Below are 14,821 nucleotides of genomic sequence, written 5' to 3' on the forward strand. Positions count from 1 at the left end.
CCCCGAAGGGGTGAGGGGTTGTTTCTTATTATGAGAGATTTAACCCCTCAGTCTCAGCTATCGCTTCGCCAGCTCCCCTACGAGCAGGGGAGCTTTTCAGATAGCATTTTGACACAGCTCCTTTCAGTTACTTTCAATAACATTTTCTTATTTATGATACACCTCCGATTACATCCTGTCATGTATTTAGGCGGTTTATGGACGGAAGAGGGCTTCTACGGTGGCGCTATCGCCATCGTTCGGAGCCGGTTCGATACCTAACAAGCGAGCTATTATAAGGTAAAGGTTTACATTGGCCATTGCAGGCAATTTCACGCCCTGCTTGAACGACGGGCCGGCTGCATAGAAGATGGCTTCCATCTCGGGGGCGAAGTTATCATATCCATGTGCCCCGCCATTGTATGCCTTGGGATTATCGCGGAAAACGACGTAAGTCCCGATATGCGGCGCGACTACCAATTCCGGCACACGCGGGTTCTTTCCATATACATACTTTTCCGGGATTTCGTTTTTGCGCCAAACCGTCACGTTCGGTACTTTCTTCAATAGCTCATACGCCTTATCGGCATAACCGGCTTTCGGGTAAAGCAACGTCGGTACGCCTTCGAAGACATGATGAAAACTATCGCGCGGCAAGTATTCCGCCAGGTTGACCGATTGCGCAGCCGTATAGGTCGCCATGCCATGGTCGGAGACGACAAGGAAATCTATCTTATCGAAAATAGCCAACGTCCGAGCTTTCGCAAAGAAATAACCCAAGACGCTATCCACCTGTTCTACCATCCGAAGCGTAGCCGATGAATCTGGCGAACAAACATGCCCCGTATGGTCTGGCTCTTCCAAATACCACATAATCAAATGTGGGCGTGTTGCCTCGGGCCGTTGCAGCCAAGCGATAACCGAATCAGCCCGGTCTTTGAAAGGCACAGACGAATCGAACTTCTTCCACGTAGAGGGTTGTCCGCTGGGTAAAGCTATTTCGCTTCCCACCCAATAGAACGAAGCCGTACGCACACCCTGCCGCTCGGCCGTGTTCCAAATCGGTTCGCCCCCAAAGAAGCGAGGGTCGGCGCAACGCATGGTATATACGCTATCCAATTCGGCATCATAAAACGAATTGTTCACAATGCCATGATGGTCCGGATGTAAACCCGTCGCCATACTATAATGGTTCGGGAACGTCACGCTCGGATAACAAGGGCGGAAAGCAGCCTGCACGCCCGCTTTCCCCAACGAATCCAATGTCGGCGTGTGTGCCCGTAAGGGATAATCAGAGCGGAAGCCATCCATTGAAAGCACCACGACGTAACGATCGGATAGGGCATCAGACGGACGGCAACCTACTACTAGTAAACAACAAAAAAACCAAACAAAATAACTAATCCTTTTTATGTCAAACATCATTCATTCCTTTTTTAATTTCGCCGCAAAAGTACAACCATTCTCCCTATCCTTCATTAAGAACAAATGAAAACTTAGTTGCATTCCGGTTGCATTGCCTCCATTTCCACAAACTCCCCGAAGAAAATCCGCCCGATGCCCAAGATAAACTGGCAAACCGCCTAAGAAAGTTCTATCTTTAGGCTGCAGATATATATCTTTAGGTTGAAGATATGTATCTTTAACTTGCAGATATGTATCTTTAGCCTAAAGATAGAGAATGCCTCGTATGTTTTTCATTTTTCCATGGGCATCACCGGTTTTATCCTCAAGCCCAACCCCTGTTACCTTCGATGCGCTTCATATAAATGTAACGGCATTATAGGATAACTGTAACGAGAGAAATGTTAGAGAACGTATAATTTTGCACCGAATTTTAATTCATTAAACTTTTTATTTTATGCGGAAACAATTACAAAGTTTGGTTATCTGTACGCTGCTTAGCTTTCTCTGTTCCCTTTCAGTATGGGCACAGGTAACGACAGCCAGCATGAGCGGCGTGGTTTCTTCGAATGGAGAACCGGTCATTGGCGCTACCATCATGGCAGTGCATCAACCTTCTGGAACCAATTATGGGACTATCACGAACATGGACGGCCGCTTCGACCTGCAAGGTATGCGTACCGGCGGTCCGTATGAAATTACAATTTCGTACATCGGCTATCAAACGGCCATTTACAAAGACGTAACCTTGCAACTGGGTGAAACGTACAACTTGAATGTGGATTTGAAAGAATCTTCGGAAGAGTTGGAAGAGGTAGTCATTACGGCGGAACGTACACGGTTTATGACGGAAAAGACCGGTGCGGCATTGAACATCTCGAACGAGAAGATGAACAGCATCCCGACGATTAACCGTAGCATCGAGGATTTGGCACGTATCTCTCCGTATGCGAACGGCATGGGTTTTGCCGGCGGTGATGGACGTTCGACCAACTTCACGGTGGATGGTGCGAACTTCAACAACAACTTCGGATTGAACGACGGTCTGCCAGGCGGTGGTAATCCTATCTCTATGGATGCTATCGAAGAGGTTCAGGTCGTGATTGCTCCGTTCGATGTTCGCCAGACGAACTTCATCGGCGGCGGTATCAACGCCATTACGAAGTCGGGTACGAACACCTTCAAAGGAACAGCATACACGTACCATCAAAACCAGAACATGCGTGGTAATAACATCGATGGCGAAGACTTAGGCGCTCGCCCAGCCGAATCAAAACATATTTATGGTGCTACGTTAGGAGGTCCTATTATTAAGGATAAGTTGTTCTTCTTTGCCAATGTAGAATATGAGAAAGTGCCACAACAGGTTATCCAATGGCGAGCTCGCCAGGATGGCGAAGAAGCCGATGCAGAGGGTTACGTCTCTCGTACGTATGCTTCCGACATGGAGAAAGTAGCCAACCATTTGCGGGAGAAGTATGGATATGACCCAGGTTCGTATACCGATTTCCCTGCGGACGAAACCAACCTGAAGTTGTTAGGTCGCATCGACTGGAACATCAACAACAACCATAAACTGGCCGTCCGTTATAATTACACTAAGAATACAGCTTGGAATGCTCCGAATGGTAATTCGGGCGACTTTGTTAATACATCGGGTCGTTTAAATGGAACATACCGCGTAGGCCAAATGTCTATGGCTTTTGCCAACAGCATGTATTCGATGGATAATAAAGTGCATTCCGTATCTGCGGATTTAAATAGCCGCTTCTCCGATAATATCTCGAATCAGTTATTGTTCACCTATACCAATATCCAAGATATACGTGGAACCAATTCGGATATGTTCCCATTCATCGACATTATGGCAGGACGTAACGCAGATGGCAGCCAGATTATGGAGCCATATATGTCTGCCGGTTATGAATTATTCTCTTATAATAATGGTGTAAAGAATAAAATCTTTAATGTAACGGATAACTTCACTTACTTCTTAGGTAACCATAAGCTGACGGCTGGTATCAGTTATGAGCATCAGATGGCCAACAACGCTTACATGCGTGAAGGTACAGGATATTACCGTTACAGCAGCTTGGAAGATTTCTTGAACGACGAAGCTCCGGAAGCCGTAGCTTTGACATACGGTTACAATGGAAACAGTACACCAAGCGCACAGGTGGTATTCAACCAATTGGGCTTCTATCTGCAAGATGAATGGAGCATCCGTGAAAACTTGAAATTAACTTACGGTATCCGTTTCGATGAGTTGTTCTTCAATGACGATGACATCATGCGTAACAACGCTATCTACGAATTGGATTTCAACGGACGCCATATCGACACCGGTGCATGGCCCAAAGCACGTATGCAATTCTCTCCGCGTGTCGGCTTTGTTTGGGATGTATTCAAAGATAAATCCTTAAAGGTTCGTGGAGGTACAGGTCTGTTTACAGGACGTCTGCCGTTGGTTTACTTTACGAATATGCCAACCAACTCGGGTATGATCCAAACAACCGTTACCTATGGACACAATTACAGTACAGGTGCAGTAAGCCCAGAATTGCAATTGTTTAAAGGTGGCATTGAGACAACCGTTGACGGTATGATTGACAAATTAGGTTTGCCACGTGAGATTTCTCCGGAAGATGGCCGTTTGCAAAGTAAAATTGCCGGTATCGACTCTAATTTTAAGATGCCGCAAGTTTGGAAATCTTCGGTTGCCGTAGATTATCAATTACCTGTATCATTCCCATTCACAGCTACTGCAGAATTCATGTACACCAAGAATGTGAATGCGGTGGTTATTGACAACTATAATGTAAAAGGAGATACAGAAAACTGGGAACGTTTCAATGGGGCAGACAACCGTTTGATTTATCCGGACAACTTTACGCATTACGATGGTATCAATGCCTTGGTATTAACCAATACACATAAAGGACATGGTTATACGGCTAACTTGACGTTGAATGCGACGCCTGTTCGTAACTTAGATTTGATGGCCGCTTATACCCATACGGAATTTAAAGAAGTCTCTGGTCTGCCCGGTAGCGACCCACTTTCTACATGGCAAGGTATGATGACTATTGATGGTCCGAACTTCGGCACCGTACAACGTTCTCAGTATGTAATTCCAGACAGGGTAGTAGCATCACTTTCTTACTATGTTCCATTTACGAACAACAAAGTAACGAATGGCTTGCATTTCAATCTTTATTATACAGGTTATTCGCCATATAGCACATCGTATGCTTATACAAACGATTTGAACGGCGACGGTCTTAATAACGATTTGATGTATATCCCGAAGGATGATAGCGAAATCCAATTCACCAGCGAGGCAGACCGCACCGCATTCTGGGACTTCGTTAATCAAGACAGCTATTTGAGCGGCCATAAGGGCGAATATGCGGAAGCATACGCCGGACGTTCTCCTTGGGTACACCGCTTCGATTTCCGTATCGCACAAGATTTCTCTATCAAAGCAGGTAAAAGCACTAACACGTTACAGATTAGTTTGGACTTCATGAACGTGGGCAATATGTTGAATCATGCTTGGGGTGTCACTAAGACAAATACGGTTTCTAATGGTGGTCGTATCTTAACCGTAGACCATATCGATGCAAACAACACGCCGGTATTCTCTATGTGGAAAGACGGTAACGGCAACTATCCGACCGAAACTTATTCGTTGAATCGTAATTACGATGAATGTTGGAGCTTCCAAGTCGGTGTAAGATATATCTTCAATTAATAGGTTATTTAGTTTATACTACGACGAAGGCTGTTTCCCATCTGGGAGAACAGCCTTTTTATTACCCTCCAAAACATAAATAAAGCTTATGTAATTATGAAAATATATTGCGCAGAAGGAATTAAAACGGCTATAATATGAAATAAGGTTAAATATAGAAAGAAAAGTGCCAGAAAGTTATGCTATATAACATAAAGTGCCTACATTTGCACTGTGTTTTTCATGGTATTAGATTTAAGGTTAGCAATTGAAGATTGGTTGTCGGGATGACAACCTTTCCTTTTTTATAGAGGTTACCTTTTAGATGGCTTCCATTTATAACGAGAATCGTTTCCGATTATAGTTATATTCCTTTTCGTTTCCAGTTAAGATTCTTTCCATAGATGCCTATTATTTTTCCCTATTTCAATTCCCCTTTAGTAGAAATTGACGAAAAAGGTGTATCTTTGCAAAAAAATATAAACGCATAAGACGTATGACTTACTATCATTTTTCCGAATTGATACAACGGCAAGCCGAACGATATGGAAATCGGACCGCATTGAAGTATCGAGACGACGCGGCCGGACGATGGACGAAAGTATCGTGGGCCGAATTTGCCGAGTTGGTAACGCTGACTGCAGAAGCGTTGGCGGATAGCGGCATAGGCGTGCAAGAAAATATCGGTGTGTATTCGCAAAACATGCCACAATGCCTCTATACGTACTTCGGAGCGTATGCAAACCGGGTGGTGGATGTACCGATGTATGCCACCAGTTCGCCTTCGCAAATCGCATACATAGTGGAAGATGCACAAATACATACACTTTTTGTAGGTGAGCAACTGCAGTATAATAATGCCTTCATCGTACAAAAGCAGAAACCCAATATATTGAAGCGATTGATTATCTTCGACTCGTCGGTAAGGAAAAATCCAGAAGACAATACGTCGGTCTATTTCGATGATTTCATTCGCTTAGGAAATAATGCCCATGCCGAGAGCTTGGTAAAAATCCGCACGAGCGGCGCTTTACCTGAAGATATAGCGACCATAATTTATACGTCGGGTACGACGGGCAATCCTAAAGGTGTGGTCTTGACTCATGCCAATTATTTAGAAGCCATGCGTACACACGATATACGTATTCCGCAAGTCACCGATCGGGACACCTCTATGTGCTTCCTCCCGCTCACCCATATCTTCGAACGAGGCTGGACGTATGTTTGCTTGACGAAAGGAGCCATGGTCGCTATCAATCGTGACCCCAAACGGATTCAAGAAACCTTACCCGAAATCAAACCTACGGCCATGGCCAATGTGCCCCGCTTTTGGGAAAAGGTATATATTGGCATTCAAGAAAAGATACGGAATGCTTCGCCTACGATGCAAAAACTTTTCCGCGATGCTATTGCCACCGGACATGAATATATATTAAATTACAAGCGGACAGGGCGAAAAGCACCTATGGGATTGAAAACCAAGTTTGAGTTTTACGATAAAACACTCTTTTCGCTGGTCAAGCGCGTGGTAGGTATACAAAATGGAAGATTCTTTCCTGTAGCAGGTGCCCCTTTGTCGGATACGGTATTGGAATTTCTTCTTTCATTAAATATTCCGCTTCGCTATGGTTATGGGTTGAGCGAAACGACAGCTACGGTTTGCTTCTTTCCGGAAGAGCATTACGAGATTGGTTCGATTGGCATTCTCCAGCCTGACTTGGAAGTAAAAATCGATCCTTCGAATCAAGAAATCTTGGTGCGAGGTAAGACGGTCATGATGGGGTATTACAATCGCCCAGAAGAAAATGCGATCTCCTTTACCGAGGATGGATTTTTCCGTACAGGCGATGCCGGCCGGCTCGAAGGAAAGACGCTTTATTTCCTTGAACGCATCAAAGACTTGTACAAAACCTCCAATGGCAAATACATAGCTCCTCAAGCCATCGAGTTAAGCATTACACGTGATCCCTACATCGAGCAAGTAGCTGTTATTGGTGACCAGCGCAAATTTGTGAGCGCCCTCGTGGTACCCAATTATGAACTTCTCGAACAATATGCTAAGAGTAAAAACATCGCTTATACCTCTCGGGAAGAGTTGCTCGGGCATGAGCTCATCCATAAATTGATACAAGCCCATATCGAAGAGCATCAACGCGAACTGGCTTCATTTGAGAAAATCAAACGTTTCACGCTTCTTCCAACGCCTTTCACCATGGAAAGCGGCGCCTTGACGGATACGTTAAAACTCCGTCGACGCGTAGTAAACGAGTTGTATGCCAAAGAGATTGACGAGATGTATGCGGAATAGCTACTCGAAAAGGTTCATGTTTCGATTTATTTTCTGTACTTTTGCGCGCAAAATAAATAAGTAAAAAATGAAAAGGAAAATAGGACTGGCAGGATTGATGTGCTGCCTTGTACTGATGGGATTTGCCCAAAAGAAGAATTTTACGTACAAATTTTATGGCCAAGTGCGCGGTGAATTATTTTACAACACGCGGGCGAATGGTGAAATTGCGGATGGATTGTTTCATATTTACCCGTTAGACCATGCGTATGATACCGACGGGAACGACCTCAATGCGCAAACAAACAGCAGCTTTTATATGCTTTATACGCGTTTGGGATTGGATTTGACAGGTCCTAATATCGGGAAAGCAGAAACTTCCGCCAAGCTGGAGGCTGATTTTCGAGGAACAGGCTCTTCGTTTGCCGTACCTCGTATCCGCCACGCTTATTTCAATTTGGCATGGGATGGACGGCAATCATTTTTAGTAGGTCAGACGTGGCATCCTTTCTTTGGAGATGTACACCCGGAAATGTTGAACTTAAGCACTGGAGCACCGTTCAATGCGTTTAGCCGTGCGCCTCAAATCCGTTATCGTTATACAGGCAAGCATTGGCAATTCACGGGAACTGCCCTTTGGCAATTGCAATACCTCGCTGAAGGACCCATTGGAAAGAGCGAATCCTATCAGAAGAATAGTGGCATTCCAGAGTTTCACGCAGGGGTGGATTATTTAAACGGAACGTTCATCGCAGGCGTAGGTGCCGATGTACTTTCACTCAAACCCCGGACGCAGAATACCGTCGGCGACAAGACCTACAAATTGGATGAACGCATTACGTCCGTCAGCTTCGAAGCACATGCGCGATACAAAATGCCGGATTGGACTTTTGCCGCCAAAAGCACACTCGCTTCCAACATGACCCATACCTGTATGCTGGGAGGCTACGGCGTTACAAGCATCGACCCTCGTACAGGCGAGCAAGAATATACACCCTTCCGCCATTCGGCTACGTGGCTCAACATCGTACATGGTTCGAAATGGAAACAGGACTTGTATATCGGTTATGTGAAAAACTTAGGTACAAGCGAAGATATTTTGGCAAAATATGGTACAGCCCTCGATATCGACCAGATGGTCACAGTCAATGCGCAAATCTCTTATAACTTGCCACACTGGAAAGTAGGCATCGAATATACGCCTGCCACTGCTTGGTATGGCACGGCCGACGAGCGCGGACGCATCCACGATACGCACACGGTTACGAACCATCGCATCCTTTGGGTCATGATGTATGTATTCTAACCTTGGCAGTTCAGCGATAAATGCGTACCTTTGTGCCTTCGAAACGAAGACTTTATTGAATGTAATAAAAAAGAAATAATATGGCTTTACAATGTGGTATCGTAGGTCTTCCGAATGTGGGAAAATCTACGCTTTTCAACTGTTTATCGAATGCGAAGGCGCAATCCGCCAACTTCCCGTTTTGTACGATTGAACCGAACGTGGGGGTGATTACAGTCCCGGATGAACGCCTGAATAAATTGGCCGAAATCGAACATCCACAGCGCGTCATCCCTACGACAGTCGAGATTGTCGATATCGCCGGATTGGTGAAAGGTGCCAGCAAAGGAGAAGGTTTGGGGAATAAATTCTTGGCAAATATACGAGAGACGGACGCTATTATTCATGTACTTCGTTGCTTTGATGATGATAATATCGTCCATGTGGATGGCCGTGTCGACCCTGTACGCGACAAGGAAATCATCGACATGGAATTGCAAATAAAAGATTTGGAAACGGTGGATAGCCGCATCGCCAAAGTGCAAAAGCAAGCGCAGACGGGCGGAGACAAGCAGGCCAAAATCGCTTACGAGGTGCTCTGCCGGTACAAAGAAGCGCTGGAGCAAGGGAAAAGCGCCCGCACTGTTTCGTTCGAGACGAAAGAGGAGGAGCGCATCGCGCACGACCTTTTCCTCCTCACCAACAAACCGGTCTTGTACGTTTGCAACGTAGATGAAGCCAGCGCAGTGAATGGCAACGCGTATGTGGAGGCGGTCCGCGAGGCGGTGAAAGACGAGAATGCTGAAATCCTCGTCGTAGCGGCTAAAATCGAGAGTGAAATCGCCGAATTGGAAACCTACGAAGAGCGGCAAATGTTCTTGCAAGAAATCGGGTTGGAAGAATCGGGTGTGAACCGGTTGATTAAGTCGGCCTACAAGCTCTTGAACCTTCAAACCTTCCTGACAGCCGGACCGGACGAGGTACGTGCCTGGACATTCCACCGCGGCTGGAAAGCTCCTCAATGCGCCGGCGTCATCCATACCGATTTCGAGAAGGGATTTATCCGGGCCGAAGTAATTAAGTACGAAGATTACATCGCATATGGTTCAGAAACGGCGGTTAAAGAGGCCGGGAAGATGAGCGTGGAAGGTAAGGATTACATCGTGCAAGACGGCGACATCATGCACTTCCGCTTTAATGTATAAGAAAGGGTTTGTAACGAGTGTTTTAAGCCTCCTGCATCGTGCGGGAAGCTTTTACAAATGTTTCAAGTATTCTAATACTCTTTTAAATAATGCCTTAAATAAAATAATATGGTAAAACGATTTGATTTCTTAGTAATAGGTTCTGGCATCGCCGGAATGAGTTTTGCCTTGAAAGTAGCACACAAGGGACGGGTTGCACTGGTGTGCAAATCCGGGCTGGAAGAGGCAAACACTTATTTTGCACAGGGCGGTGTTGCTTCCGTCACGAACTTGATTGTAGACAACTTCGAAAAGCATATCGAAGATACGATGATCGCCGGAGACTGGCTGAGCGACCGGGCCGCTGTGGAGCAGGTCGTTCGAAATGCACCCCAACAGATTAAAGAGCTCATCAGCTGGGGTGTGGATTTTGACAAGGATGCCAATGGAAATTTCGACCTCCATCGCGAAGGGGGCCACTCGGAATTCCGTATCTTGCACCATAAAGATAATACCGGCGCCGAGATACAGGACAGCCTGATACGCGCCGTACAGACACACCCCAATATTGACGTGTTTGAAAATCATTTCGCCATCGAAATCCTGACGCAACATCATCTGGGCGTGACCGTCACGCGGCAAACGCCCGACATCCAATGTTATGGCGCCTACATCATGGACATGAAGACAGGAAAGATTGACACTTTCCTCTCGAAAGTCACGCTCATGGCGACCGGAGGCATCGGAGCTGTCTACCAGACGACCACGAACCCACTTGTGGCGACGGGTGACGGCATCGCCATGGTCTACCGCGCTAAAGGAACGGTAAAGGACATGGAATTCGTGCAATTTCATCCTACCGCACTCTACCATCCGGGCGACCGCCCTTCGTTTTTGATTACCGAGGCGATGCGCGGTTATGGCGGCGTGCTCCGGACATTGGATGGGAAGGAGTTCATGCAGAAGTACGACAAACGGCTCTCGCTGGCTCCGCGCGATATCGTGGCGCGTGCCATCGATACAGAAATGAAAAACCGGGGCGACGACCATGTGTATCTGGACGTGACACATAAAGACCCGGAAGAGACGAAACGGCATTTCCCCAATATCTACGAAAAATGCCTTAGCCTCGGCATCGATATTACAAAAGATTACATACCGGTAGCTCCGGCTGCGCACTATCTCTGCGGAGGCATTAAGGTGGATTTGAACGCCCGCTCGTCCATCCAGCGCTTGTATGCCGTGGGTGAATGTTCTTGCACAGGTTTGCATGGAGGAAACCGCCTTGCCTCGAACTCGCTGATTGAAGCGGTGGTCTATGCCGATGCCGCTGCCAAACATAGCCTAAGCATTATTGATTCACTCTCTTTCGAAGAACATATTCCCGAATGGAACGACGAAGGGACGCGCTTACCGGAAGAAATGGTGCTCATTACGCAAAGTGCTAAAGAGGTAGGCCAAATCATGAGTACTTACGTAGGTATCGTGCGCTCAGACCTTCGCCTGAAACGGGCATGGGACCGTCTTGATTTACTCTACGAAGAGACCGAAAGCCTTTTCAAACGCTCCGTGGCTTCGCGTGAAATTTGCGAATTGCGTAACATGATTAATGTGGGTTATTTGATTACGCGTCAAGCCATCGAACGAAAAGAGAGCCGCGGATTGCATTACACGTTGGATTATCCGCCGACGCACAAATAAAAACGCAACGCGCCGCTCTTATCAAAGATTTCTTACTTATTTATAACTGTAAGAAGGTGTATCGTAATGGGTATATAGCACGCTGACGTAGATTAAAGCACAGCTGACCGCAGATTTTTATTTTTTGCGTTAAATAGCGCGTAGCCATTAAAAAAATATCTGCGTGCCATTTCCCATTTCGGCACACCTTCTTTAAAAGCATGTAAGGAGAAGCCTACGCTTTAGGTTTCTCCTTTCCTGTCTTTTAGGATAAACCTACGCTTCAGGCTTCTCCTTTCCGTCATGTAAGGATAAGCCTACATTCCAAGCTTCTCCTTTCCGTCGTGTAAGGATAAGCCTATACTTCAGGCTTCTCCTTTCTGTCATGTAAGGATAAGCCTACACTCCAGGCTTCTCCTTTCCTATCTTTTAGGAGAAATTTATGCCTTAGATTTCTCTTTTGTGGAAATTTAGGAGAAATAAGCGCGTTTTTCTTCTCCTATAATTTCCTAAAAAGGTTCATGTCGCTGACGGGAACACAGTTCTTTCATTAAAAAACGCCTATCCTCCCCAATTTTCTCTGTCCAAGTTCCGATAGTGGATAGCTTCGGCCAAATGACATGATTCGATGCGTTCAGACCCCGCCAAATCGGCAATAGTACGAGATACTTTCAAGATGCGGTCATAAGCTCGCGCCGAGAGATTGAGTTTGTTCATAGCATGCTTCAAGAGGGTCAAACCCGCTGAATCGGGAGTGGCATACCTGTGTAGTAACTTACTATTCATTTGCGCATTGCAATAGATACCAGGCTGGTCGGAAAACCGCTTTTCCTGGATGGCACGAGCCGCTATCACTCGTTTTCGGATAGCAGCACTGGGCTCAGCATCTGTCTGTTCGGAAATCTTTTCGAAAGGAACGGGAACTATTTCTATTTGGATGTCGATACGATCGAGCAAAGGCCCTGAAATCCGGTTCATATATTTTTGCACGGCGCCAGCCGAACATACGCAAGGTCTTGTCGGATGATTATAATATCCACATGGGCAAGGATTCATTGAAGCTACCAGCATGAATCCAGCTGGATATTCTACCGAAAAACGCGCCCGCGAGATAGTAATCTTCCTATCTTCCAGTGGTTGGCGCAATACTTCCAGTACGCTTCGGTTAAATTCAGGCAATTCATCCAAGAAGAGGATGCCATTGTGTGCCAAACTGATTTCGCCAGGCTGAGGGAAAGAGCCTCCACCTACCATCGCCACATTAGATATGGTATGATGAGGCGCACGAAAGGGACGTTGCGTCATCAACGAGGTCTCACTCCCCATCTTACCGGCCACCGAATGAATCTTCGTGGTTTCCAGCGATTCGTGCAATGTAAACGGCGGTAGAATCGAAGGAAGACGTTTTGCCAACATCGACTTTCCACTTCCTGGAGGTCCGATCATAATCACATTATGTCCACCAGCTGCGGCTACTTCCAACGCACGTTTGACGTTCTCTTGTCCACGTACCTCTGCGAAATCATAGTCAAACAATTCTTGTCGGGCATAAAATTCTTTACGCGTATCAACTACCGTTGGCTCCAAATCCTTTTTGCCTTCCATAAAAAGAAGTACATCTTTGAGATTCTCGACACCGTATACTTCCAAATTATTAACCACCGCAGCCTCACGCGCATTCTGCTTTGGCAAAATGAATCCTTTAAAGCCCTCTTCACGAGCTTTAATAGCTATGGGTAAAGCTCCTTTGATAGGATTTAGTGAACCATCCAACGAAAGTTCACCCATCAAAAGATAATCCGACAAGCGATCTGGTTGGATTTGTTCAGCTGCGGCAAGTATGCCCACCGCAAGCGGGAGGTCGTAAGCCGAACCCTCCTTTCGGATATCGGCAGGCGCCATATTCACTACAATCCGGTTGCGAGGGAAGGTATAACCGCTCACTTGTAATGCGGAAATAATCCGCTCATGACTTTCTCGGACAGCCACATCGGGCAATCCGACCAAAAAGAATTGAACACCTTTACTACAATTGACCTCTACCGTAATCAATGTAGCAGATATACCTTGAACTGCTGCTGCAAAAGATTTTACTAACATAGTTAAGATTTATTTTTAAGAACAACAATCTATTTTTTATCGCCAGACGACCCGTTTAGGGTTCAAAAAGTTCTTCCAACGCATCTCGTATTTCGAGGTTGTTTTCCGTCTTCAGAAGAATCTTTTTATCTTTATCGATTAAGAAACAACGGGGCAATTCATTGACATTATACAAATCAATCAAGGCGGATGCTTGCCCGGCTGAATCACTCACTAAGTTCCATGCCACGCTATCCTGACATACAAACTGACGGAGAGCACCTGAATTTTCGTCAAGAGTGACTACAATCAAATCCAACTCCTCCTTTTCGTATTTCTGAGCTATTTGCTTGAGGTAAGGGTCTTCGACAGGCTCGTCTGGTTCACACCAAGGAGCCGTAAAGGCCAATAATACATATTTATCCTGTATTTGTGCCAAATCAATTTCTTTACCATAAATATTTGTCACATCGAAAGTGGGAGCTTCCGCACCGATGTTGGTACGTTTGGCCCGTGCACTATATTCCTCCAAGGCAGCATAAAGGAAATGCGTACGCAAATCAGGCGATATGAGTGGCAGGAGTTCGTCCACTTCGCGCGTATCGTCTGGATTCGTAAAGAAATACTGTATCAATGCTAACGAAGCGACTTCGTCAGGATGCTTTTTGATATAAGCTACACCCTGTTCTTCCAACTGATGGTTTGTATTAGTCAGTTTGGCCATCAGGTCAGCCTCTTCTATCGGATTAGCTTGCGCTTGAGCTATTTTTCGTTTTAAATCGGCTTGTTCTTTCCACAAATTAGCAGAACTATTTCGGAAATCAGCCAAACGCTCATTCATTTTATCCCCTCCTTTCAGATGTAATAACATTGGATATTGCGCATCACCCGAAAGCTTTATCTTCTTTCCTGGCTCTAAGAATAAGGTAATCCATTGGCTCCGCCCATTAAAAAAGAGCGTCAATGTCTGGAAATCCCCTTCTTTTTTCATCAACTCAAACGAGCCATCAATTTCGCACTCGAGTGTATCCACCCATTTCTTACTTTCGCTTTCAAAGACAGCATAAATCGTCGGCTCAGTTAAGTTTGAAAGTTTTCCTTCAACTTGATAAGCAACACCTTCGCTACAAGCTGTCAAGCCTAGCAAAGCTCCGATCATATATACAATCAATTTTCCCATTTATCTATCG

The 14,821-nt window shown here is 45.7% G+C and carries 8 protein-coding genes; 5 read left to right on the forward strand and 3 right to left on the reverse strand.

Going from position 1 to position 14,821, the window contains the following annotated elements; translation table 11 throughout:
* Positions 1-195: 195 nt before the first annotated feature.
* The gene (locus B5F77_RS08725; protein ID WP_239445969.1) at positions 196-1,404 is read right to left on the reverse strand and encodes an ectonucleotide pyrophosphatase/phosphodiesterase; all 1,209 of its coding nucleotides are present in this window, start codon (positions 1,402-1,404) and stop codon (positions 196-198) included.
* 436 nt (positions 1,405-1,840) lie between these two features.
* Here B5F77_RS08725 and B5F77_RS08730 point away from each other — a divergent pair, with 436 nt between their 5' ends.
* From B5F77_RS08730 to nadB, 5 genes are all read left to right on the forward strand, one after another.
* A complete protein-coding gene (locus tag B5F77_RS08730) occupies positions 1,841-5,137 on the forward strand; it encodes a TonB-dependent receptor (protein WP_087329882.1) in 3,297 nt (1,098 codons plus the stop codon).
* Positions 5,138-5,612: 475 nt separating this feature from the next.
* Positions 5,613-7,424, forward strand: a complete 1,812-nt coding sequence (locus B5F77_RS08735) for a long-chain fatty acid--CoA ligase (RefSeq protein WP_087329884.1) — start codon at positions 5,613-5,615, stop codon at positions 7,422-7,424.
* 67 nt (positions 7,425-7,491) lie between these two features.
* Positions 7,492-8,709, forward strand: coding sequence for a DcaP family trimeric outer membrane transporter (locus B5F77_RS08740; RefSeq protein ID WP_087329886.1), 1,218 nt, complete (start codon positions 7,492-7,494; stop codon positions 8,707-8,709).
* Between the two features lie 80 nt (positions 8,710-8,789).
* Complete coding sequence (ychF, locus tag B5F77_RS08745; RefSeq protein ID WP_087329887.1) at positions 8,790-9,893, forward strand: redox-regulated ATPase YchF; 1,104 nt, start codon at positions 8,790-8,792, stop codon at positions 9,891-9,893.
* Between the two features lie 108 nt (positions 9,894-10,001).
* Positions 10,002-11,573: an L-aspartate oxidase gene (nadB, locus tag B5F77_RS08750; RefSeq protein ID WP_087329889.1), complete on the forward strand. Its 1,572-nt coding sequence runs from the start codon at positions 10,002-10,004 to the stop codon at positions 11,571-11,573.
* 540 nt (positions 11,574-12,113) lie between these two features.
* Here nadB and B5F77_RS08755 read toward each other — a convergent pair.
* Positions 12,114-13,652, reverse strand: coding sequence for a YifB family Mg chelatase-like AAA ATPase (locus tag B5F77_RS08755; protein WP_087329891.1), 1,539 nt, complete (start codon positions 13,650-13,652; stop codon positions 12,114-12,116).
* 55 nt (positions 13,653-13,707) lie between these two features.
* Positions 13,708-14,811, reverse strand: a complete 1,104-nt coding sequence (locus tag B5F77_RS08760; protein ID WP_087329893.1) for a redoxin domain-containing protein — start codon at positions 14,809-14,811, stop codon at positions 13,708-13,710.
* Positions 14,812-14,821: the final 10 nt, after the last annotated feature.

This window comes from Parabacteroides sp. An277, assembly GCF_002159645.1.
Classification (GTDB): Bacteria; Bacteroidota; Bacteroidia; order Bacteroidales; family Tannerellaceae; genus Parabacteroides.

Bases quoted from the DNA above. Each gene is read 5' to 3' on its own strand.
- B5F77_RS08725 (WP_239445969.1), bottom strand. From the start codon at position 1,404: ATGATGTTTGACATAAAAAGGATTAGTTATTTTGTTTGGTTTTTTTGT.
- B5F77_RS08730 (WP_087329882.1), top strand. From the start codon at position 1,841: ATGCGGAAACAATTACAAAGTTTGGTTATCTGTACGCTGCTTAGCTTT.
- B5F77_RS08735 (WP_087329884.1), top strand. From the start codon at position 5,613: ATGACTTACTATCATTTTTCCGAATTGATACAACGGCAAGCCGAACGA.
- B5F77_RS08740 (WP_087329886.1), top strand. From the start codon at position 7,492: ATGAAAAGGAAAATAGGACTGGCAGGATTGATGTGCTGCCTTGTACTG.
- ychF (WP_087329887.1), top strand. From the start codon at position 8,790: ATGGCTTTACAATGTGGTATCGTAGGTCTTCCGAATGTGGGAAAATCT.
- nadB (WP_087329889.1), top strand. From the start codon at position 10,002: ATGGTAAAACGATTTGATTTCTTAGTAATAGGTTCTGGCATCGCCGGA.
- B5F77_RS08755 (WP_087329891.1), bottom strand. From the start codon at position 13,652: ATGTTAGTAAAATCTTTTGCAGCAGCAGTTCAAGGTATATCTGCTACA.
- B5F77_RS08760 (WP_087329893.1), bottom strand. From the start codon at position 14,811: ATGGGAAAATTGATTGTATATATGATCGGAGCTTTGCTAGGCTTGACA.